The organism is Streptomyces sp. NPDC048361, from assembly GCF_040651795.1.
Taxonomy (GTDB): Bacteria; Actinomycetota; Actinomycetes; order Streptomycetales; family Streptomycetaceae; genus Streptomyces.
The window spans coordinates 131869-151822 of record NZ_JBEZKW010000006.1 but is presented as its reverse complement, the minus strand read 5'-3'; the positions used below and the strand labels follow the sequence as shown (position 1 = coordinate 151822).

Sequence of the window (19954 nt, the reverse complement as noted above, 5' to 3'; positions counted from 1 at the left end):
CGAGCCCGCCGTGAGCGGCGCAAACTGCCCCGAACTGCCGTGCGCAGGCCGGATCTTGACAGTAGCTGATGGGTCATCAGTTGATGCGCCGGGATTCCATTGACTTCTTTTCGCGCCGAGCCGTCAATGGCCCCCTGCCGGCGCAGCCGAGCCGCGCTGTGCCACTTCAGGAAGGGGGGCACGCCCATGTCGCTCCGTCGAAGACGGCGTCTGGCCGCCGTATTGGGGGCGGTCGCACTCGCCGCGGGGACCGGCGCGCTCGCCGCACCCGCGAGCGCACTGGCCGCGACACCCGTCGACTTCGCCACGCACTGCATCCCGCCGGCCATCGCCGGCATCCCGCCCATCGACGGCACCACCAACGCGACCATCGCCGTCGACAACGCGGCACCCAAGGTCGGCGACAAGGTCACCGTCACCTACACGGTGAACAAGCCCGCCGCCAGCAACCCCGTCGACATCGCCCTGCCCGCCGACATCATGACCCCCACCGGCAAGGTCGTCCTCGCGGGCGCCCAGACCGGCACCGTGGATGTCACCGGCCCCAAGAAGAACGCCCCGGTGCCCGGCAAGGGCGCGTTCCCGGCGTTCTCCATGAGCGGCAGCTTCACCGCCACCAAGGCCGGCGCGATCACCCTGTCGCCCGGCGACTACAACATCCACACCAGCTACATCATGGAGCTGGACACCCCCTGCACCGTCACCAACCCGCCCGCGCCCGTCTCCGAGACGGTCAACGCCACGGACGGCGGCGGCCAGGTCAACGAGCGTGCCATCACCGCCGACCCCGCCTCCGGCAACGCCGGCGACCGCACCACCGTCACCGGGTCCAAGTTCACCCCGAACGCGGACGTCACCGTCGCCGGCTGGAACGGCACCGCCACCACCGCCGACAAGATCACCTTCACATCGGACGCCACCGGCGGCTTCACCGCCCGGCCCAAGATCACGGACCCGGCGACCACCGGAATCGTGGCCTACGAAGGGGCCTCCTGGGACCCGGCCAAGGGCGCCGGCCCGGTCGCGTACACGGTCAACAGCGGACCGCCGCCGACCGGACCCAGCCAGAAGCTCAACGCGGCCGTGAACGCGGGCACGTTGTCGATGTCCCAGGCCGGTGACAGCGTCGATCTGAGCGCGGTCGACTTCGGCAAGGGCGGCGCCTCCACCGGCGATCTGAACACGGTGACGGTCCAGGACTTCCGCGGCGGCCCCGCGGGCTGGTCCCTGACCGGCAAGGTCACCGACTTCACCGGCCCCGGCGGCTCCATCGACGCGGGCAGGCTCGGCTGGACTCCCGCCTGCACCGCCAAGGCCGGCTCCCCGTCCGTGTGCGCCGCGGGCTCGGCCGGAAGTGTGGGCAGCGCGGGCGCCACCCTCGCCTCCGCCCCGAACGCGGCGCTCACCGGCGGCGAGTTCACCGTCGACGCGAAGCTCTCGCTCGACGTGCCGGCGTTCACCCCGCCCGGAACCTACAGCGGCGTACTGACCCTCACGCTCACCTAGGGCCCCTTGCCTGTCTCAGGCCCGTGCATCCCCTGTATCCGCTGTATCCGCTGTATCCGCCCGTGGGCCGGGCGCGCACCCGGCCGGCCCACCCCCGTCCCCGGGAGTCCCGCACCGTGCGCAAGCCGTCCGCACTCCTCCTGGCCGCCGCCGTCCTGCTGAACGCCATCCTCCTGAACGCCGTGCTCGCCCTGCTCGCCGCGCCCCCGGCGCACGCCGCCGACAACGGCAACTGGTCGGTGTTCCCCGCGAGTTCGGGCTCGGCTCAGCGTCCCTACTTCTACCTCTCGGCCACCCCGGGGACCACCCTCGACGACAAGGTGACCGTCACCAACAAGACGGCGGCGCCACTGACGTTCCGGCTGTACGGGGCCGACGCGTACAACACCGAGCGTGACGGCGGGTTCGCCGTGCGCACCGAGAAGGAGAAGCAGACCGGGGTGGGCGCGTGGGTGAAGCCCGCGCGGGGCACGGTCACCGTGCCGGCCCGCTCCTCGCTCACCGTGCCCTTCACCCTCACCGTGCCGGACGACGCCGAGCCCGGCGACCACGTCGGCGCCCTGGTCGCGCTCGACGACCGGATCGCACCGGGGCCGGCCGGGAGCGGCAAGGTCGCCGTCGGTATCCAGCAGGCCGTGGGCGCCCGGGTCTATCTCCGGGTCGGCGGCCCCACCGTGCCCGCCCTCGCCGTCGAGCGCGTCTCGCTCTCCCAGCACCGGCCCCTGGTGCCCGGAGTCGGCGAGAGCCGCACCGACATCACGTACACGTTGCACAACCGGGGCAACGTCACGCTCAACCCGAAGGTCGACCTCGGCGCGACGGGGCTCTTCGGCCGTACGCTGCTCAGCCGCCGCGGCCTCACCAAGGTCCCCTCCGAGCTGCTGCCCGGACAGCGGGTCACACTCACCGAGGCATGGCACGGATCGCCCCAACTCGACTGGGGCGACGTCACGTTGACGGCGACAGCGAAGGACGCGAAGGGCTCCGCGGGGGCGTCGTTCCTGGCTCTGCCCTGGCTGGCCGGAGCGGTCCTGATGGCCGCGGCCGCGGCCCTCGCCGCCTACCGGGTGGTGCGCCGCCGGAACCTTCACTCACGTACGCAGATACGACGCCCCGTTGAGGTCCAGGACCGTCCCCGACGCCCACTCGGCCGCAGGTGACGCCAGCCACAGCACGGCCGCCGCGATCTCGTCCGCCGACGCCACCCGGCCGAACGGGCTCTGGGCGCGGATCACCGCACCCTCGTCCCCGCTCAGCCGGTGCGCGACCCGCTCCGTCTCGAAGAACCCGGGTGCGACGGAGGCGACACCGATCCCGTACGGGGCGAGGTGCACGGCGAGGGACTGGCCCAGCGCGTGCACCGCGGCCTTCGTCGCCCCGTAGGCCGGATGGTCCGGCTCGCCGCGGAACGCGCCGCGCGAGCCCACGTTGACGATCCGGCCGCCCGTGCCCTGCTCGATCATGCGGTGCGCGGCGAGGTGGCTGAGGTTCGCCGTCGCGAGGAGGTTGACCGACACATGGCTCTGCCAGGCGGCCGCCCAGTCCTCGTACGAGGTGGTGGCGAGGGGATGCGGGAGGTTCACGGCGGCGTTGTTGACCAGCACGTCGATGCCGCCGAGTCCGCCGGCCGCGGCCTCGGCGACGGTGCGCGCGCCGTCGGGGGTCGACAGGTCGCCGCCGACCAGTACGTGGCCGCTCCCCGCGAGGGAGGCCAGGGTCTGCTCGGCCTCCTCGCGCCGCGAGCCGAAGTGCGCGGCGACGGTGTCCCCCTGCGCCGCGAACCCCTGCGCGAGCGCACGGCCCAGTCCGCGGGTGGCTCCGCTGATGAGGATGCGGCGGGGGGTACGGGGGGAGGCCATGTCCATACGCCCCATGATGCCGTCCCCCTCCGACACCACCCCACGGGCCCCCTCGGCCGGTCCGACTGCTCGACACCTCAGCCTGTCCGGCGTTTGAGCACGAGCGCCCTCAAGGCGCGAACGGGGCCTGGGGCAGCGCCCCAGCAACCCCGCTTTCGTCTGCAGACCGTGCTGGGCTGTCGCGCAGTTCCCCGCGCCCCTGGTAGGCGACCCGGAGGCGTCCCGTCGGGTGTGATTAGGGGCTGGGGCGGAGCCTCAGGGGAGGGGCTGGGCGGCGGGGGGTCCGGGATCGGGGAGAATGGCGGCATGAGCGCTCGTACCCCTGCCGCTGACACCGCCGCCGAGACCACCCACCGGGCCGGCTTCGCCTGCTTCGTCGGTCGCCCCAACGCGGGCAAGTCCACTCTCACGAACGCTCTGGTCGGGCAGAAGGTGGCCATCACCTCCAACCGCCCGCAGACCACCCGGCACACCGTGCGCGGCATCGTGCACCGCCCCGACGCCCAGCTGATCCTCGTGGACACCCCCGGGCTCCACAAGCCGCGCACCCTGCTCGGCGAGCGCCTCAACGACGTGGTCCGCACCACATGGGCCGAGGTCGACGTGATCGGCTTCTGTCTGCCCGCCGACCAGAAGCTCGGCCCGGGCGACAAGTTCATCGTCAAGGAACTCGCGGGGATCAAGAAGACCCCCAAGATCGCCATCATCACCAAGACCGACCTGGTCGACTCCAAGACCCTCGCCGAACAGCTCATCGCCGTCGATCAGCTCTCCACGGAGCTCGGCTTCGAGTGGGCGCAGATCGTGCCGGTGTCCGCCGTCGGCGACGTACAGGTCAAGCTCGTCGCGGACCTGCTCATCCCGATGCTCCCCGAGAGCCCGCCGCTCTACCCCGAGGGCGACCTCACCGACGAGCCCGAGCAGGTCATGGTCGCCGAGCTGATCCGCGAGGCAGCCCTCGAAGGCGTACGGGACGAGCTGCCGCACTCCATCGCCGTCGTCGTGGAGGAGATGATTCCGCGCGAGGACCGGCCCGCCGACAAGCCGCTCCTCGACATCCACGCCAACGTCTACATCGAGCGCCCCAGCCAGAAGGGCATCATCATCGGCCCCAAGGGCAAGCGCCTCAAGGAAGTCGGCATGAAGTCCCGCAAGCACATCGAGGCGCTGCTCGGCACGCCCGTCTTCCTCGACCTCCACGTCAAGGTCGCCAAGGACTGGCAGCGCGACCCCAAACAGCTGCGCAAGCTCGGTTTCTGAGCCGGGTCGCGGGGCGGGTCAGGCGACCTTCGGGGCGCACCGCATGCCGATGTAACAGCAGGCGGTGCCGTCCTGGAGGGTGGCGAAGACGACCGGCATCCAGTCGGCGCTGTAGGCACCGGAGCCCGCCCCCGCGAACACCGTGTCCGTGACCGCCACGAGCTCCATCTCCAGCGGCGGCGAGAAGTCCTTCATGCCGCCGACGAACTCGTACACCAGGTGCTTCTTGCCGTCCCGCTCGGAGACGGTGATGACCACACCCTCGCGCTCGTACGTGCCGGTCAGCGGCGTGAAGTCCACCGCGACCGGCTCGGCGGGCGGCGCGAAGGGCGCGGGCATCCGCACACCGGCCAGCTCGTCGAGCAGCTCGGTGAACAGGTCCTCGTACAGCCGGCGCGCGTCGCCGCCGTTGGTCAGGAGCACCACCGCCACGTCGGTGCCCGGCACCACCCGCAGGAAGCCGTACTGGCCGATCGAGGCACCGTCGTGGCCGAAGCCGGGGACGCCGTTCCAGTCGTACAGGGTCCAGCCGAGGCCCCAGCCGTCGGCGTGGACGGTCCACTTGTCGGGGGAGTCGACCTCGCGGCTCTGCATCGCGGCGACGCTCGCGGGGCTCAGGATCCGGGACCCGTCGGGGGCGGTGCCGTCCGCGAGGTGCATCCGGGCGAGCCGGGCGACGTCACCGGCGCTGGCGATGACCCGGCCGTAGGGGCCGGCCGAGCGCGGCATCATGTCCCAGGCGGGCGCCGGCGCGGGGTCCTCGCCGTACTCGCCGAGGTGGCCCATCGCGGCCCGGAACGCGAGCGCCTCCTCGGGCAGCGTCATCGTGTGGCTCACGCCCAGCGGGTCGAGCACCAGATCCTTCAGGGCCTGGTCCCAGGTCGAGCCGGTGAGAACCTCGACGATCCGGCCGAGCACATTGAAGCCGAGGCTGCTGTAGGAGCAGGCGCTGCCGGGCGGGCAGTCGAGCGCGACCCCCTTGGCGGCGTCGACGTACCGCTCCAGACAGTCGTCGCCTCGACCGGAGTCGAAGGTGAAGTCGCAGGTCAGCCCGCTGGTGTGGGAGAGCAGCTGCCGAGGTGTGATGGTGCGGCTCGCCGTGTCGTCGGCGACGGTGAAGTCGGGCAGCACCGCGCGGACCGGCGCGTCCAGGTCCAGCTTCCCCGCGTCCACGAGCCGCATGACCAGCGTGGCGGTGTACGTCTTGGCGAGCGAGCCGAGCTGGAAGACCGAGTCGGTGGTGGCGGCCACGCCGGTGCGGGTGTGCAGCACACCGCTGGCCCACTCGTGGATCGTGCCGTGGGCCAGTACGGCGAGGGTGGCGCCGGGGACGTGATGGGTGCGGCGGAGTTGATCGAGCCGCGCCTGCCAGGTGTCCATGTGGACGCGCTCACCGGCGGATCCATGGACCCCCCAGGCCCCCTCGGCACGCCATTGCCCCTGCTCGTCCCAGCTCACGTTCTTCGCCATCGGATTCCCCTCCCCTGATGCGCACCCACAATGCGTACACTGTTCCCCTGTTGCGCACACTGTACGCAGGGGTCGGCGGTCGAGACAAGAAGCAGCCGCAAGCCGCCCGCCCGCCCTCCGCTCGTCCGAGGTACTCCGGGAGGCGTCAGGTCCCAACAGGGCTGCGGTGGTGGCCGGTTCGGCGGCCGGACGGTCGTCCGAGGTGTTCCAGGCGCAGGCCCCGACAGGGCTCAGGCGGCAGCCGGTTCGGCGATCAGAGCGGTGCCGACCGGACGGAAGCCGAGGCTCGCGTACATCCGGGCCACGTCCGCGTCGCCCGCCGACAGGAACACCGTCGTCGCGCCCGCCGCCCGCGCGTCCGCGACCAGGGCGGCGGTCACCGCCCGCGCGAGCCCGCGACGGCGTGCGGCGGGCAGCGTGCCCACGGCGACGATCTCGGTGACCGGGCCCACCGGGTTGTGCATCCCGGAACAGAGCGGAAGGCCGTCCTCGAAGGCGGCCGCCACCGCCGTGCGGCCCGCGCGGATCCGCTCGGCGACCTGCCCGGCGCGGCCGTCACCGGCGTGCGCGGTGATCGCGGCCGTCAGCTCGGCCCGCCCCGTCGGCCCAACTCCCGTACCCGGCGCGGCGAATGCCAGCTGGGGCGCGACGAGCGCCGCGTGCAGCAGCGGGTCGGCGGCGTCCAGGACGCGTACCAGGGGGTGAGGGCCGGCCGGGGGAGCCGCCGGGTCGAGGACCATCAGCGGATGCTCGTGCACGGCGAGCCCCGACTCCTCGACCGCCGCGCGCAGCCCCGGGCTCACCTCGGCCACCCACTCGAAGGCCTCGGGCGCACCGAGTTCGCGCTGGCGGGCCCGTACCGCGTCCACGTCGGCGGCGCTCACCGGCCCGGAAGCGCCCGGAGTGGGCCGCGCGTAGTACGGCCATCCCGCACCCTCCCGCACGAACAGGGTGAGCGGACCGAAGTCCTCGGCGCGGGCCGAACTCCTGGGCGCCGCATCGTAGTAGCGCTCCAGCGCGCCGAGCGTGCCGGGGACATCAAGAGGGGAGGGGGAAGGCGGATTCATGGTCCGCATCAAAGCAGGGCACCACCCGGCCCGCACCCGCGTTTCCGCCCGCCCGCGCCGGGCGATCGTGCGCTGCTACGCCCCTTCCTTCAACGCCCTTGTAATCAGCTCGCGTTGAGCGTCCGTGAGGCGGGGGTCGGCACAGTGCACCGTCCGGCCGTCCACGCTGATCACATAGTGGAAGCCGTCCGGAACACCGGCCACCGGCTCGGCGTTGCCTTCGTCGAGCGCCGCCTCGACCAGCGCCTCCCACGCCTCGGCATCGGGCAGGCCCGAGGTGTCGATCTCGGCCCGGCGCTCGATACCGGCGAACCCTCCTGAGCGACATACCTGGATACGCATGGCCTCTGTCTAGCAGCCGCGGCCGTCCGCGTCAGCGAATCAACCGCGGGCGCCCGCCCCGCTCAACCGAGAGCGCCCGCCCCGCTCAACCGCGAGCGCCCGCCCCGCTCAACCGCGAGCGCCCGCCCCGCTCGACCGCGAGCGCCCGCCACGCGAACCCGTCGGCGCATGTGACTGGCCGCGCAGCCGGCCGAAGAGATGGGCGCCGCGACGACCCTGGAGGGGCGGGCATGGGTGGGGCTGGAGCGGAGGGACCGGCAGGCTTGGCATAGAGTTCCCGTGCGAACAACGGGGGTTGTGCGCCCGAGTGACGGGAGCTTGGCAGTGGGCGATTCGAAGGATCTCCGGATAGTGCCCCATAAACTGACCACGCTCGCAGGCGATCTCGACGACATGCAGGACCACTTGGACCAGCAGGTGAGACGCATGGACGCCGTCGTGGACAGCATTGAAGCGGGCTGGAGCGGGCCGGCGGCGACGGCGTACCGGGAGTTTCATCGCGCCGCGGCCGAGGATGCCGTGCGCATCCGCGAAGTGATGAAGGCTTTGGAGCAGGCCGTCCGTATGAGCCGCGACGGCTTCAGCGAGCGGGAACTGGAAATACTGGAGCAGTTCCGACGGGTCCACGTCGATATCACGAGCGAAGTGGACAAGCTGTCCACCTCCAGTTCTGAGGCGCCCCCGCCCCTCGATCGGCCTCGCAGTGGGCTGGACAGTTTGTGACCCGACCGCAGCGCTCGACGACCAAGTGGGCATGCTCCTCATACGGATTCGGGGACGAGCGTCGAACTCGTAGGACAGGCCAAGCCGGTGCGACAAGGAGAATCTGTGCCGCCCAGTAATGGGGACGATCACATAGCGGTCCACTTCATGACGCTGCATCACCTCGCCGTAGAGCTGGAGGACATCCTCAACAAGCTCAACGGCAGGCTGGACGACCTGTACGACCGTGTCGCACCGGTCGTCCTCTCCTGGGAGGGCGAGGCACGGGAGATCTTCATCGACAAGCTCGACGAGTGGGATCACTCCGCTCAGGACCTTCAGGCCTCCCAGAAGTGGCTGCACGAAATCGTGACCACTGGGCACATCAACTACGCGGCGGCGCACCGAGCGGTTCTGCGGGGCTGGGGCGGGGCCTGATGGGGACGCCACCGAGTGGCAACATCGACGTCAGGCCCACCACCCTGCATCAGGTCGCCGCAGGGTTCGCGCGGGAGCAGACGCCGTTCGACAAGGCCGCCAAAAACCTCATCACCCAACTCAAGGAGTACCCGGACGCCGGTGGGTACGGCACTGCCGCTCAGGGTTTCGCCGCGTCCTACCTCAAGGTCGGCAACCTCTACCTGGAGGTGTGGGCCAAGTCCGTCGTCAGTATCGGAGGGGCCGCAGTCGGCTTCGCCACCACCGCCAACAACTATTCCAGGGCGGAGGCCGCCAACGACGCCTCCGGAAAGACCAAGGCTCAGATCCAGGCGCCGCCGGCCGTCATCGACACAGCGCCCGACTATGGCTCGGTACCCGACCTCAAATGGGGCGATGACGACGGTGGCGACGACTTCTTCCGCTCGCTCCTCGAATCCATCCCGAGCGTGGTCTGGCACATCATTCGTCCGCTGCTTGAGCACGCGTTCCGGTGGGGCAAGGTCGCTGAGGTGTACCCGTACCCCCAGCAGCACTACCTCAACTCGCTGTCGCAGTCATGGGCGGACATGACGAAGGCGCTGTCCTGGACCGAAGGCAGTCTGACGGGCCAGATGTACAGCATCACCCAGCAGAGCGACAGCGAGTGGCACGATGCGATGCGCCAGTTCTGCAGCTCGCTGTGGGGCACCACCGCCTGGGGCAAGACGACGGCGAACTACGAGTGGCAGCACGACAAGGTCGCCAACCATCAGCCGAGCCACCCCGTCATGAGCGTCCTGTTCGACAGCGCGATGAAGATCAGCGACCTGCTGCGCGCGTTCGCCGAGGCGGCTGTCTATGTGAACGGAGAGGTCTGGGACGTCTATTTCGCGGCGATCAAGAAGGCCGTCGGCGATATTGATCTCAGCCACATCGATTTGAAGGACGTCAAGGAAGGTATCAAAGGTTTCGGCCGCTTGATCAAGGGTGTCGCCAAGGGGGCTGCGGAGCTCAGTGTTGAGATCACCCTTGATATCGATACGGCTGCCATCAATCGCATCGTAGCGGAATACAATCACCGCGTGACCGCGCTCCTTCCGCAACTTGATGCACTTAAGGAACCTTTGGACGAGGCGCTCCGCAGCGCACCGACCTACGCGGCCGAGGAGGCACGTGCGGAGGCATTCGGTGCACGCTCGCTGAACGATTTCAAGAAGGAGCATCGTTTTACCGCCGCAGGTCAGGATCCGGATAACCTGTTCTATCCTCTCGATCTGGCGAATCAAGAGGGCCTGTACGGTAGCCACCCCATCGACAAGCATGTTGGTCTCACCGATGACCAGCTCAAAATGCGACTGCGTGATCAGGGCAGTGTCCCGGCCGCTTCTACCTTCCAAGACCTTGCCTCGGCTCAGAAATTCACGACGGCGACCATCGAAGACATCAACAACGCCGATCGCGTAGACAAGTGGATTGCGAGCGTCGAGAAGAAGATCAAGAATAATCCGAATTATAATCCGAACGCTTCAGAGATACAGCCACCGCTGTACAAGGAGTTCCCTGGTCAGTCTACGGGGCGCAGCGTCTCGCGCGATGCCTATAATGCTGACGGAATGCAAGCCGCAGCTGTAAGCAGAAGCTGGGTCCAGGTTCGCCTGATCTACAAGCAGGGCCTGCACCCGCCCTTTATTGTCCTCACCGCCATGCCGCATGGAAGCGGTCCCTAGAAGAGAGGTTGGAGTGCAGCCCTTCCCCGCATCCCTATGTTCCGGCGGCCCGGTCCTGCGGCTCCTTGACATCGCGATCAGAGCGCAGGAATCCAGGGGCGGTACGTCTCTGGACGATGAGATTCAACGGTATGTCCGAGTAATTCGTGGTGACTGGATCGCCGATTGGAACTGTTCCGCATATGTGGCGTCCGGGCTGCTGGAATTGTCGGCCCAATTCGCAAAGTCCAGCGCCGACCTCTCGTGCTTTCCGCTGGATTTTCAAGTAAAGCTGAAGCGGGCATGCGGTGACATGGGGCCTGCCGACTACCTGGAAACGCTGGCTGGAATCGTTCGTATCGTGGACCGGCAGCCGCTGCTCGGATATGATGAGCTCCCCATGGCGGATTGGGAGTTTCGTCTGGCATTTCCGTACCTGATCGGCCTGGATGTCATCCTGATGGACGAGGGAGATCGGGAATTTCCCGAAATCGTCCTCGGTGCAGTGACGGCGGAGCACCCGTACTGCCGTGATCTGGCTGCGGCCTACGCTACTGAGGCGCAGCGTGCGACGATCATCTTTCCTGGGGAGGATGCAATCAAAAGCCACCTCACCTGGGCGACCAGGAGCGCTCTGCGTGAGCTCATCGATACCGTGGAAGCACACATGCAAAAAGAGCACTCATGACCGCCCGCCCGAATCGCTCCGCCTCCTATCCCGACCGCGAAACCGCTCAATGGGCCACGCAACAGGTCGTTACCGCGAACGAGCAGCGCGTCCATCGATGGCTCGCCCAGTCGTCCCGCCCCCGCCTCACGATCGAGGCCGCTTGGCCCTCGCGTCCGGATCCTGTCGGTCGAGTCCTGCTCCAAGCGATGTTGCTCGCCGGCCGCGACCCCGTCGACGTACGCGCAGCACGAGTGATCCTCAAGCGGGACGCCGCCCAGCTGCATGGATTCGTCGTGCAGGCCTCGTTCCCCGTCTACCTGTGATCACTTGTTGAGGACGCAGTAACCGTGCCCATGAACCCGCTCGAACACGACCGCCGCTACGGAGAGCTGGACCAGGTGCTGCGCGCGTACGCCGGTCAGCCCGCGGATGACGGCGAGGGCAGGCCCAGCGCAGCCCTCACGGCGTACCTCCGTCATACCTGGCACACCCGGCCGTGGGCACTTGCGGCCGCCGAGCAGCAGCTTCGCGAATACTCCCGCCACCCCCCGGGGCGGCTGCGGCTGCGCCTGGGCGAGTACTACCCGATCCCCGACGTCGGTCTGCCGGAGCACGAGATCCAGGACTGGCTGCGTATCCTCGCAGACCACATCAAGCACAGCATCGAGGCAGGCGAAGTCCCGGCACCCTCCGTCCCGCTGACCCACTGGGAGTGGCACGCCCGCTTCCCTGAAACCGGGCAGTTCCTCGGTGGCTGGTTCTCCCAGGACATGCCGGACGAGTTCGCAGACCACGACGCGGCGGTCACCCACTACATCGCCGAAACGGACCCCCAGCTGACGGCGCGCCTCGCCGGCGAGGTTCATGAACTGCTCGCACTGAACCTCGACGAGTCCGCCTATGCCCTGGCGGTCGCGGAACTGGGCATGGAGGTCGACCCGCCCGCACCGTACGCGCCCAGCGGGTGGCTGGCGCGCGTCGCGGCCCAGCTGGACGGTGGCGGCTTCCGCGCCGACTACGGAGAGTCGCCGGACGAACGGTGAGGGACGGGCCTGCGCTCGCCTGCGGCCGGTGCTCAGGCGGCGAGGCGCCGCCAACAAGGCCGGCCCCGGTGAAGCCGTGGCCATGGCATTCGTCACGTTTCGGGCGGTTTGATGGATGCGTCCCGCATACTGATACGGGTCCGGCGCTCGCGTCGGGCCTCGGCTAGGCTGCGGCATCATGCGTATCGGGCTGCTTCTTCTTAGCTGCCGCGGCGAGGGCCTGTAGTCGTAGGCCGACCCCCTCCCCGCGGGATCTGGTGTTGCGCTCGACAGTCGGCCGTCCCCCTCTTTGCCCCGAGGAGCCGCACGCCATGTCTCAGCCCGTCGGTCGCCCGACCCCCGTCACCAACGCCACCCGGATGCAGAAGCCCTCCGGGATGCCGATCCACAAGTACGGCCAGTACGACGCCGTGGACATCCCCGACCGCACCTGGCCCGACGGCCGCATCACCAAGGCTCCGCGCTGGCTCTCGACCGACCTGCGCGACGGCAACCAGGCGCTGATCGACCCGATGAGTCCGGCCCGCAAGCGCGAGATGTTCGACCTGCTGGTGCGCATGGGCTACAAGGAGATCGAGGTCGGCTTCCCCTCCTCCGGCGAGACCGACTTCAACTTCGTACGCTCCATCATCGAAGAGGGCGCGATCCCCGAGGACGTGACGATCTCCGTCCTGACCCAGGCCCGCGAAGAGCTGATCGAGCGCACCGTGGAGTCGCTGCGCGGCGCCCACCGCGCCACCGTCCACCTGTACAACGCGACCGCCCCCACCTTCCGCCGCGTCGTCTTCCGCGGCACCAAGGAGCAGGTCAAGCAGATCGCCGTGGACGGCACCCGGCTGGTCATGGAGTACGCGGACAAGATCCTGGGCGACGAGACGATCTTCGGCTACCAGTACTCCCCGGAGATCTTCACCGACACCGAGTTGGACTTCGCCCTGGAGGTCTGCGAGGCGGTGTGCGACGTCTGGCAGCCCGAGGAGGGCCGCGAGATCATCCTCAACCTGCCCGCCACGGTGGAGCGTTCGACCCCGTCCACCCACGCGGACCGCTTCGAGTGGATGAGCCGCAACCTGACCCGGCGTGAGCACGTGTGCCTGTCCGTGCACCCCCACAACGACCGCGGCACCGCGGTGGCCGCCGCCGAGCTGGCCATCATGGCCGGCGCCGACCGCATCGAGGGCTGCCTGTTCGGCCAGGGCGAGCGCACCGGCAACGTCGACCTGGTGACCCTGGGCATGAACCTGTTCAGCCAGGGCGTCGACCCACAGATCGACTTCTCCCAGATCGACGAGATCCGCCGCACCTCCGAGTACTGCAACCAGATGGAGGTCCACCCGCGCCACCCCTACGCGGGCGACCTGGTCTACACCGCCTTCTCCGGCTCCCACCAGGACGCCATCAAGAAGGGCTTCGACGCGATGGAGGCGGACGCGGCCGCGGCGGGCAAGACCGTCGACGAGATCGAATGGGCGGTCCCGTACCTGCCCATCGACCCCAAGGACGTCGGCCGCTCCTACGAAGCCGTCATCCGCGTCAACTCCCAGTCCGGCAAGGGCGGTATCGCCTACGTCCTGAAGAACGACCACAAGCTGGACCTGCCGCGCCGGATGCAGATCGAGTTCTCGAAGATCATCCAGCAGAAGACGGACGCGGAGGGCGGCGAGGTCACCCCCGCCGCGATCTGGTCGGTCTTCCAGGACGAGTACCTGCCCAACCCCGGCGACGCCGCGGCTCGTTGGGGTCGCATCCAGCTGCGCTCGGGCCAGACCACGACGGACACCGACGGCCGCGACACTCTGACGGTGGAAGCGGTCGTGGACGGCGTCGACACGGTCCTGACCGGCACCGGCAACGGTCCGATCTCGGCCTTCTTCGATGCGCTGGCCGCCACGGGCGTCGACGCGCGGCTGCTGGACTACCAGGAGCACACGATGAGCGAGGGCGCCTCCGCGCAGGCGGCGTCGTACATCGAGTGTGCGATCGACGGGGCGGTGCTGTGGGGGATCGGCATTGACGCGAATACGACGCGGGCGTCGATGAAGGCGGTCATCTCGGCGGTCAACCGGGCGGCACGCTAGTCCCCAGGCCTAGTCCCCAGGCTTGGCCGCCTGGCCCTGCGGCGCCGGATTCAGCCCCTTCGGCAGGGGCGGGGCCCGGCGCCGTTCCGCGTCCGCGGGGCCCGGGCTTCACCGAACCGCGCAGTTCCCCGCGCCCCTTGAACGCTCGTCTTTCGGATGCGGACCGTGCCCGCGTGTCGCGCAGTTCCCCGCGCCCCTGAGCTACTCGGTGCCGGCCCGCACGGGCATCCTCAGCCCGTCATGGGGGTCCCCCTGGCCCTTGAGGCCGTGGGGGAGTTTGAGGACAAGCGCCGTTCAGGCGCGAACCGGGGTCCGGGGCGGAGCCCCGGGGAGCTGCCACCCCTCAAGTAGCCGCACGGGCGCGTGGGTGGGGAAACGCGGATACGGGGGCGCCCCGGGCGGTGGGAATTGGCCAATTGGCAAGGGCTCCTTCTCCCGGGGTGCTGACGCAACATCATGGATGTGGCTAACATCACGTCAACGCGGCAACGTTGCCGGAGCGTTACGGAGGTGCGCGGTGCGGCCAGCACAGGGACAGAACGGTACGAGCCTGAGCGCCGGGTCGACACCCGGCCCCCGCCCCCGGCTCTGGTCCACCCGCACGTTGTGGCACACCGTCGGCGACGGCGAGTTCTTCTGCCCCGACTGCGGCGGCGACCGCAACTACCAGCGCCGCACGGGCCGCAGGCGCCTTACCGTCCTCGGCATCCCGCTGGTCACCCGCGGCAGCGCCGGCCCCGTCGTCGAGTGCGCCGCCTGCCGGGGGCACTTCGACACGGAGACCCTGGACCACCCCACCACGACCCGCTTCTCCGCGATGCTCCGCGACGCCGTGCACACCGTCGCCCTCGCCGTCCTCGCCGCGGGCGGCACCTCGTCCCGTACGGTCACCGGCACCGCCGTCGCCACCGTCAGAGCCGCCGGATTCGAGGACTGTACGGAGGACCAGCTCATCGCCCTCATCGACGCCCTCGCCGCCGACACCGGCCGCTTCCTCGCCGACCCGGTCGACGACACCGACCCCTGCGGCGCCGCGCTCGCCATCGAACTCCACGAGGCGCTTGAGCCACTCGCCCCCCACCTCGCCCCCGCGGGCCGCGAATCGATCCTGCTCCAGGGCGCGCGCATCGCCCTCGCGGACGGCCCGTACAGCCCGGCCGAACGCGAGGTCCTCAGCACGGTCGGCGGCGCCCTCTCGCTCTGCGCCGACGACACCGCCCGACTGCTCGCCGCGGCGGCCCGCACCCCCTCCTGACCCCAGCCGCCCCCTCGGGGCAGCCGCAGAACTCCCGGGCGGGCGGAGTGCCCCTTCGGAGCAGCCGCAGAACTCCCGGGCGGGCGGCGAGCCCCCTCGGAGCAGCCGCAGAACTCCCGGGCGGGCGGAGTGCCCCTTCGGAGCAGCCGCAGAACTCCCGGGCGGGCGGCGAGCCGGCCATCACCCCTTCAGCATGTACTCGCACATCTTGCTCTTGGACGCCCCGCCCTGGTTGTCCGCGACCACCTTGCCGTCCACCTTGATCGTGCAAGGCGCGGCCTTCAGCTTCCCGCCCGGCGCCTCGATGGACCCCGGCACCACCGACAGCACGTGACCGGCCGTCAGCTCGGCGTCCTCCAGCTGCACGGACTCCGTCTTCGTCCACGGCAGTTGGACCTTGTCGAAGTGGTTGGTGTTCCCGACCCACATGACCTGGGACGGCCCGGTGCCGCCCACCTCCAGGACCACCTGGTGCACCGCGCCCTTCACAACGTCCGAATCCTTCGCCGAGCCCTTCGCGGCCCCGCCGGCCGAGGCGCTTGCCGAGGCGTCGCCCGCCTTCGCGGAACCGGCGTCCTTCTTCTCGCTGCCGCACCCCGTCAACAGCGCGGCCGCCGCGAGCAGGCTGAGGGTGAGAGTGACTGTCTTGCGCATGTGTGTACATCCCCGTTGCTGAACAGAACATCGCTACTGGTGCAGTAGGAGACCGTAGATCATGGCGCCCCGCGCAGCGGAACCGCCCGCCCGCCCCGGGCACGGTCCGGCCCGGTCCGCGCTACTCCCCGGGGAGTAACGCGAGCGGCCCGGACACCCGGGGACGTACGGACGATCTCGGCCTCGCGCCCGACGAACCGCGCCCCGGCGGCCGGGACGCTGGAACCAGCCGGGCAGGCCGCAAGGGGCCCATCCGAGAGACCCGGCCGAAGGGGGACCCGCGATGGGGTCCCTTCGCAGCCGCCCGCGGCCTCAACAACACCGAGATCGCCGACGCCCTCGCCCTGAGCCCGCTCACCGCGAAGACCCACGTCAGCCGCATCATGGGCAAGTGCGGGGTACGCGACCGGGCGCAGCTGGTGATTTTGGCGTACGAGTCGGGGCTCGTGGTGCCGGGCGGCTGAGCGGGTCGCCGCACGGGTGGGGCTCAGCCCCGGCCCGCCTTCTCCGTGCCGTCGGCCGGCTCGATCAGGGAGTCCTCGGAGGGCCGCGCCTTGACGGCACCCCGTGCCGGGTCGGCCGCGGCGGGCAGCGGGGCGAGCTCGGAGCCGTTCCAGCGCAGCGTGGTCGCGGCCTGGCGGTCGCGGCCGCCCGCCGGCTCGGTGACGACCAGGTCCGTGCCGAGCGTCTCGGCGCTCAGGCCGGGCCGCCCCGCGTATTCGAGTACGGCGTGGGCCCGCTCGCCCACCGCGGTGTACACCCACAGGATCGTGCGGCCCAAGTCGTCGTAGGCGAGCACCAGTTCACGCTCGCCGTCCCCCGTGAGATCGGCGTACGCGGGCGGCCGCAGCCGGCACGACGAACCTTCCGGGCACTCCTTGAGCCCGCTCTGCACCGCACGGTCGGTACCGGGATCCGCGGCGAGCAGCCGCACCCCGTCGACCCGCGTCAGATCCCCACCCGGCACCGTCACCCCCGGCACCGGACCCCGCGCGTGAAACCCCTGCCCGGGCTTGGCGGGCGCCGCCGACGCGGTGTGACCGGGCCACAGCGGCGAAGCGGTCACCGAAGCGGACGGCGTCGGCGCCGGCCCGTCGTCCCGCACCCCCTCACCCGCCGAGCACCCGGCAAGCGCCAGCACGACAAGCGCACACCCCGCCGCGCGAGCACGGCGGCCGGTCGTCGGCAACGGCATTCCGGTCCGTCCAGGGGGGAGTGGGAGCAACGGCTCACAGGGGGAGAAAGCCCTGCTGGCGCCATGGTGCCCCATCTTCCTGTACGAATGCCGTGAACCGCCCCGCCCACCGCGTCCCCCGACGCCTCGACCTCATGAGGCGCACGGGCGGAGACGGGTGGCGTGATGCGTACCACGTCGCTCGTGCGCCCCCGCCCGTCGTGGGGTCTGAGGGGAAGGCCCTTCCGGCGTGCAGGACAATGGCCCCATGAGCCTGTTCCGCGACGACGGCATCGTGCTGCGCACCCAGAAGCTGGGCGAAGCCGACCGCATCATCACCCTGCTCACGCGCGGGCACGGGCGGGTGCGGGCCGTCGCGCGCGGGGTGCGGCGCACCAAGTCGAAGTTCGGGGCCCGGCTCGAACCGTTCAGCCACGTCGACGTGCAGTTCTTCGCACGCGGCAGCGAACTCGTCGGCCGCGGGCTCCCACTGTGCACCCAGAGTGAGACCATCGCCCCGTACGGTGGCGGCATCGTCTCCGACTACGCCCGCTACACCGCCGGCACCGCCATGCTGGAGACGGCGGAACGGTTCACCGACAACGAGGGCGAACCGGCCGTCCAGCAGTACTTGCTCCTCGTCGGCGGACTGCGCACCCTCGCCCGCGGCGAACACGCCCCCCACCTCATCCTCGACGCCTTCCTGCTGCGCTCCCTCGCCGTCAACGGCTACGCGCCGAGCTTCGACGACTGCGCCAAGTGCGGCATCCACGGTCCCAACCGGTTCTTCTCCGTCGCGGGCGGCGGCGTGGTGTGCGGTGACTGCCGCGTACCCGGCAGCGTCGTACCCTCTGCGGAGGCCGTCGGACTGCTCAGCGCGCTGCTCACGGGGGACTGGGAGACGGCGGACGCGAGCGAGCCGAGGCATGTGCGGGAGGGCAGCGGGCTCGTATCGGCCTATCTGCACTGGCACTTGGAGCGCGGTCTGCGGTCCTTGCGGTACGTGGAGAAGAGCTGAGCGACCCGAGCTTTCGACAGCGTCAATGAGGATGCGGCATCACGAGCATCTGCAGCATCACGAGCATCTGCAGCATCACGAGCATCTGCAGCACCACGAGCACCTGCAACATTAAGAACATCTGCAACATCAACAGCATCTGCAACATCAAGAGCAGCTAGGGAGAGAGCTCCACATGGCAGTACGCGGAATCCTGGGCGGGCGGACGAGGCGCGACTACAAGACCCCCGAGCCGCACCCCTCGGGCGCGGTGCCGCCGAAGATCCAGGCCGAGCTGGTGCCCAACCACGTCGCCTGCGTCATGGACGGCAACGGGCGCTGGGCCAAGGAGCGCGGGCTGCCCCGCACCGAGGGACACAAGGTCGGCGAGGGCGTCGTCCTGGACGTGCTCAAGGGCTGCCTGGAGATGGGCGTCAAGAACCTCTCCCTGTACGCCTTCTCCACCGAGAACTGGAAGCGCTCGCCCGAAGAGGTCCGCTTCCTGATGAACTTCAACCGCGACGTCATCCGGCGCCGGCGCGACGAGATGAACGAGCTCGGCATCCGGATCCGCTGGGTGGGCCGTATGCCCAAGATGTGGAAGTCCGTCGTCCAGGAGCTCCAGGTCGCCCAGGAGCAGACCGTCGACAACGACGCGATGACGCTGTACTTCTGCGTCAACTACGGCGGCCGCGCCGAACTCGCGGACGCGGCGCAGGCCATCGCGCGCGATGTCGCGGCGGGCAAGCTCGATCCGTCGAAGGTCAACGAGAAGACCTTCGCGAAGTACCTGTACTACCCGGACATGCCGGACGTCGACCTGTTCCTGCGGCCGAGCGGGGAGCAGCGGACCTCCAACTACCTGATCTGGCAGTCCAGTTACGCCGAGATGGTCTTCCAGGACGTGCTGTGGCCGGACTTCGACCGGCGTGACCTGTGGCGCGCCTGCCTCGAATTCGCCTCCCGCGACCGGCGCTTCGGAGGAGCCATCCCGAACGAGGCGCTCGCCGCCCTCGACAAGTCCGGCGACGCCCCGAGGCCGTAACCGGTCCGCAGCGGCTGGCTCGCGGGACCGCGACGTCTGCGCGGCCCCGCCGCGGTGGGGCAACCGGCCGGCATGCCGGGTGTCCCACCAGGGGCGCGGGGAACTGCGCGATCAGCCACGCACGGTCCGCAGCCGAAAAGCCCGCCCGCACTCCGCCCCGGACCCCGTCCATGCCGGTCGGCCCCGAAGCGGGCAAGGACGTGGGCGGGGTCAGGTCATTTCCGGCGCGGCGCACGCCTCACACGTGCCGAAGATCTCCACCGTGTGCGCCACGTTCACATACCCGTGCTGCGAGGCGATCGACTCCGCCCACTTCTCGACCGCCGGGCCCTCGACCTCCACCGCCTTGCCGCACACCCGGCACACCAGGTGATGGTGGTGGTCGCCCGAGGAGCAGCGCCGGTACACCGACTCCCCGTCGCTGGTGCGCAGCACATCCACCTCGCCCGCGTCCGCGAGCGACTGCAGGGTGCGGTAGACGGTGGTCAGGCCCACCGAGTCGCCCCGGTGCTTCAGCATGTCGTGCAGCTCCTGCGCGCTGCGGAACTCGTCCACCTCGTCCAGCGCCGCCGCCACCGCGGCACGCTGCCGGGTCGACCGGCCTCGTACGGGGGCGGTATTGGACCCGCCGAGCGGCGCTGTCGTCACAGGTGCCTCCAAGCCTTGACCCGTACAAACCTTCCTCGGGCCATTGTGCCAGCTCCCG

Annotated in this window: 21 protein-coding genes and 1 pseudogene; 14 read left to right on the top strand and 8 right to left on the bottom strand. The window is 69.9% G+C overall.

Annotation, left to right across the window (positions count from 1 at the left end; all coding sequences use genetic code 11):
- Positions 1-186 precede the first annotated feature (186 nt).
- Both AB0D31_RS05685 and AB0D31_RS05680 read left to right on the top strand, forming a co-directional pair.
- Positions 187-1506: a beta-xylosidase gene (locus AB0D31_RS05685; RefSeq protein WP_362717398.1), complete on the top strand. Its 1320-nt coding sequence runs from the start codon at positions 187-189 to the stop codon at positions 1504-1506.
- Between the two features lie 140 nt (positions 1507-1646).
- Positions 1647-2666 (top strand): DUF916 domain-containing protein, encoded by a 1020-nt coding sequence (locus tag AB0D31_RS05680; RefSeq protein WP_362717493.1) that lies wholly within the window; start codon positions 1647-1649, stop codon positions 2664-2666.
- On the opposite strand, the gene AB0D31_RS05675 is transcribed toward AB0D31_RS05680, so the two are convergent.
- On the bottom strand, positions 2598-3365 hold the full coding sequence (locus tag AB0D31_RS05675) for an SDR family oxidoreductase (protein WP_362717490.1): 768 nt from the start codon (positions 3363-3365) through the stop codon (positions 2598-2600). The two genes, AB0D31_RS05680 and AB0D31_RS05675, sit on opposite strands and share 69 nt — an antisense overlap.
- A 306-nt stretch (positions 3366-3671) precedes the next feature.
- On the opposite strand from AB0D31_RS05675, the gene era reads away from it, so the two are divergent.
- Complete coding sequence (gene era, locus AB0D31_RS05670) at positions 3672-4625, top strand: GTPase Era (RefSeq protein WP_267053329.1); 954 nt, start codon at positions 3672-3674, stop codon at positions 4623-4625.
- A gap of 18 nt (positions 4626-4643) precedes the next feature.
- On the opposite strand, the gene AB0D31_RS05665 is transcribed toward era, so the two are convergent.
- The 3 genes from AB0D31_RS05665 to AB0D31_RS05655 form a co-directional block, all read right to left on the bottom strand.
- Positions 4644-6095 carry a serine hydrolase domain-containing protein gene (locus AB0D31_RS05665; protein ID WP_362717395.1) on the bottom strand — a complete coding sequence of 484 codons (1452 nt, stop codon included), beginning with the start codon at positions 6093-6095 and terminating at the stop codon, positions 4644-4646.
- Positions 6096-6325: 230 nt separating this feature from the next.
- Positions 6326-7162: a GNAT family N-acetyltransferase gene (locus tag AB0D31_RS05660; protein WP_362717392.1), complete on the bottom strand. Its 837-nt coding sequence runs from the start codon at positions 7160-7162 to the stop codon at positions 6326-6328.
- Positions 7163-7237: 75 nt separating this feature from the next.
- Positions 7238-7504 carry a protealysin inhibitor emfourin gene (locus AB0D31_RS05655; protein WP_362717389.1) on the bottom strand — a complete coding sequence of 89 codons (267 nt, stop codon included), beginning with the start codon at positions 7502-7504 and terminating at the stop codon, positions 7238-7240.
- Between the two features lie 324 nt (positions 7505-7828).
- On the opposite strand from AB0D31_RS05655, the gene AB0D31_RS05650 reads away from it, so the two are divergent.
- The 8 genes from AB0D31_RS05650 to AB0D31_RS05615 all read left to right on the top strand — a co-directional run bounded on the left by AB0D31_RS05650 (position 7829) and on the right by AB0D31_RS05615 (position 15378).
- Positions 7829-8227 (top strand): WXG100 family type VII secretion target, encoded by a 399-nt coding sequence (locus AB0D31_RS05650; RefSeq protein ID WP_362717386.1) that lies wholly within the window; start codon positions 7829-7831, stop codon positions 8225-8227.
- A 147-nt stretch (positions 8228-8374) separates the two neighbouring features.
- Positions 8375-8644, top strand: coding sequence for a WXG100 family type VII secretion target (locus tag AB0D31_RS05645; RefSeq protein WP_362717487.1), 270 nt, complete (start codon positions 8375-8377; stop codon positions 8642-8644).
- Positions 8644-10353 (top strand): RNase A-like domain-containing protein, encoded by a 1710-nt coding sequence (locus AB0D31_RS05640; RefSeq protein WP_362717383.1) that lies wholly within the window; start codon positions 8644-8646, stop codon positions 10351-10353. The genes AB0D31_RS05645 and AB0D31_RS05640 overlap by 1 nt, the downstream gene beginning before the upstream one ends.
- 13 nt (positions 10354-10366) lie before the next feature.
- Positions 10367-11020, top strand: a complete 654-nt coding sequence (locus AB0D31_RS05635; RefSeq protein WP_362717380.1) for a hypothetical protein — start codon at positions 10367-10369, stop codon at positions 11018-11020.
- The gene (locus tag AB0D31_RS05630) at positions 11017-11325 is read left to right on the top strand and encodes an RNase A-like domain-containing protein (RefSeq protein WP_362717377.1); all 309 of its coding nucleotides are present in this window, start codon (positions 11017-11019) and stop codon (positions 11323-11325) included. Before AB0D31_RS05635 ends, AB0D31_RS05630 begins: the two co-directional genes overlap by 4 nt.
- Positions 11326-11349: 24 nt before the next feature.
- Positions 11350-12045, top strand: a complete 696-nt coding sequence (locus AB0D31_RS05625) for a contact-dependent growth inhibition system immunity protein (protein WP_362717374.1) — start codon at positions 11350-11352, stop codon at positions 12043-12045.
- A gap of 311 nt (positions 12046-12356) precedes the next feature.
- Positions 12357-14123 (top strand): 2-isopropylmalate synthase, encoded by a 1767-nt coding sequence (gene leuA, locus AB0D31_RS05620; protein ID WP_362717371.1) that lies wholly within the window; start codon positions 12357-12359, stop codon positions 14121-14123.
- Between the two features lie 550 nt (positions 14124-14673).
- Positions 14674-15378 carry a TerB family tellurite resistance protein gene (locus AB0D31_RS05615; protein ID WP_362717485.1) on the top strand — a complete coding sequence of 235 codons (705 nt, stop codon included), beginning with the start codon at positions 14674-14676 and terminating at the stop codon, positions 15376-15378.
- A gap of 180 nt (positions 15379-15558) precedes the next feature.
- Here AB0D31_RS05615 and AB0D31_RS05610 read toward each other — a convergent pair whose 3' ends face one another.
- Entirely contained in the window at positions 15559-16032 is a 474-nt protein-coding gene (locus AB0D31_RS05610; protein ID WP_362717368.1) for a hypothetical protein, read from the bottom strand.
- Positions 16033-16334: 302 nt separating this feature from the next.
- Here AB0D31_RS05610 and AB0D31_RS05605 point away from each other — a divergent pair.
- Positions 16335-16496 (top strand): annotated as a pseudogene (locus AB0D31_RS05605) (LuxR C-terminal-related transcriptional regulator); the annotation flags it as partial.
- Between the two features lie 23 nt (positions 16497-16519).
- On the opposite strand, the gene AB0D31_RS05600 reads toward AB0D31_RS05605, so the two are convergent.
- Complete coding sequence (locus tag AB0D31_RS05600) at positions 16520-17005, bottom strand: hypothetical protein (protein ID WP_362717365.1); 486 nt, start codon at positions 17003-17005, stop codon at positions 16520-16522.
- A gap of 469 nt (positions 17006-17474) precedes the next feature.
- On the opposite strand from AB0D31_RS05600, the gene recO reads away from it, so the two are divergent.
- Positions 17475-18224, top strand: a complete 750-nt coding sequence (gene recO, locus AB0D31_RS05595; RefSeq protein WP_362717363.1) for a DNA repair protein RecO — start codon at positions 17475-17477, stop codon at positions 18222-18224.
- 22 nt (positions 18225-18246) lie between these two features.
- Here recO and AB0D31_RS05590 read toward each other — a convergent pair whose 3' ends face one another.
- Positions 18247-18372 (bottom strand): hypothetical protein, encoded by a 126-nt coding sequence (locus tag AB0D31_RS05590; protein WP_362717360.1) that lies wholly within the window; start codon positions 18370-18372, stop codon positions 18247-18249.
- Between the two features lie 27 nt (positions 18373-18399).
- Here AB0D31_RS05590 and AB0D31_RS05585 point away from each other — a divergent pair, with 27 nt between their 5' ends.
- A complete protein-coding gene (locus AB0D31_RS05585) occupies positions 18400-19248 on the top strand; it encodes an isoprenyl transferase (protein WP_362717357.1) in 849 nt (282 codons plus the stop codon).
- Positions 19249-19458: 210 nt separating this feature from the next.
- On the opposite strand, the gene AB0D31_RS05580 is transcribed toward AB0D31_RS05585, so the two are convergent.
- Positions 19459-19896 carry a transcriptional repressor gene (locus AB0D31_RS05580; RefSeq protein ID WP_362717354.1) on the bottom strand — a complete coding sequence of 146 codons (438 nt, stop codon included), beginning with the start codon at positions 19894-19896 and terminating at the stop codon, positions 19459-19461.
- Between the last annotated feature and the right edge of the window lie 58 nt (positions 19897-19954).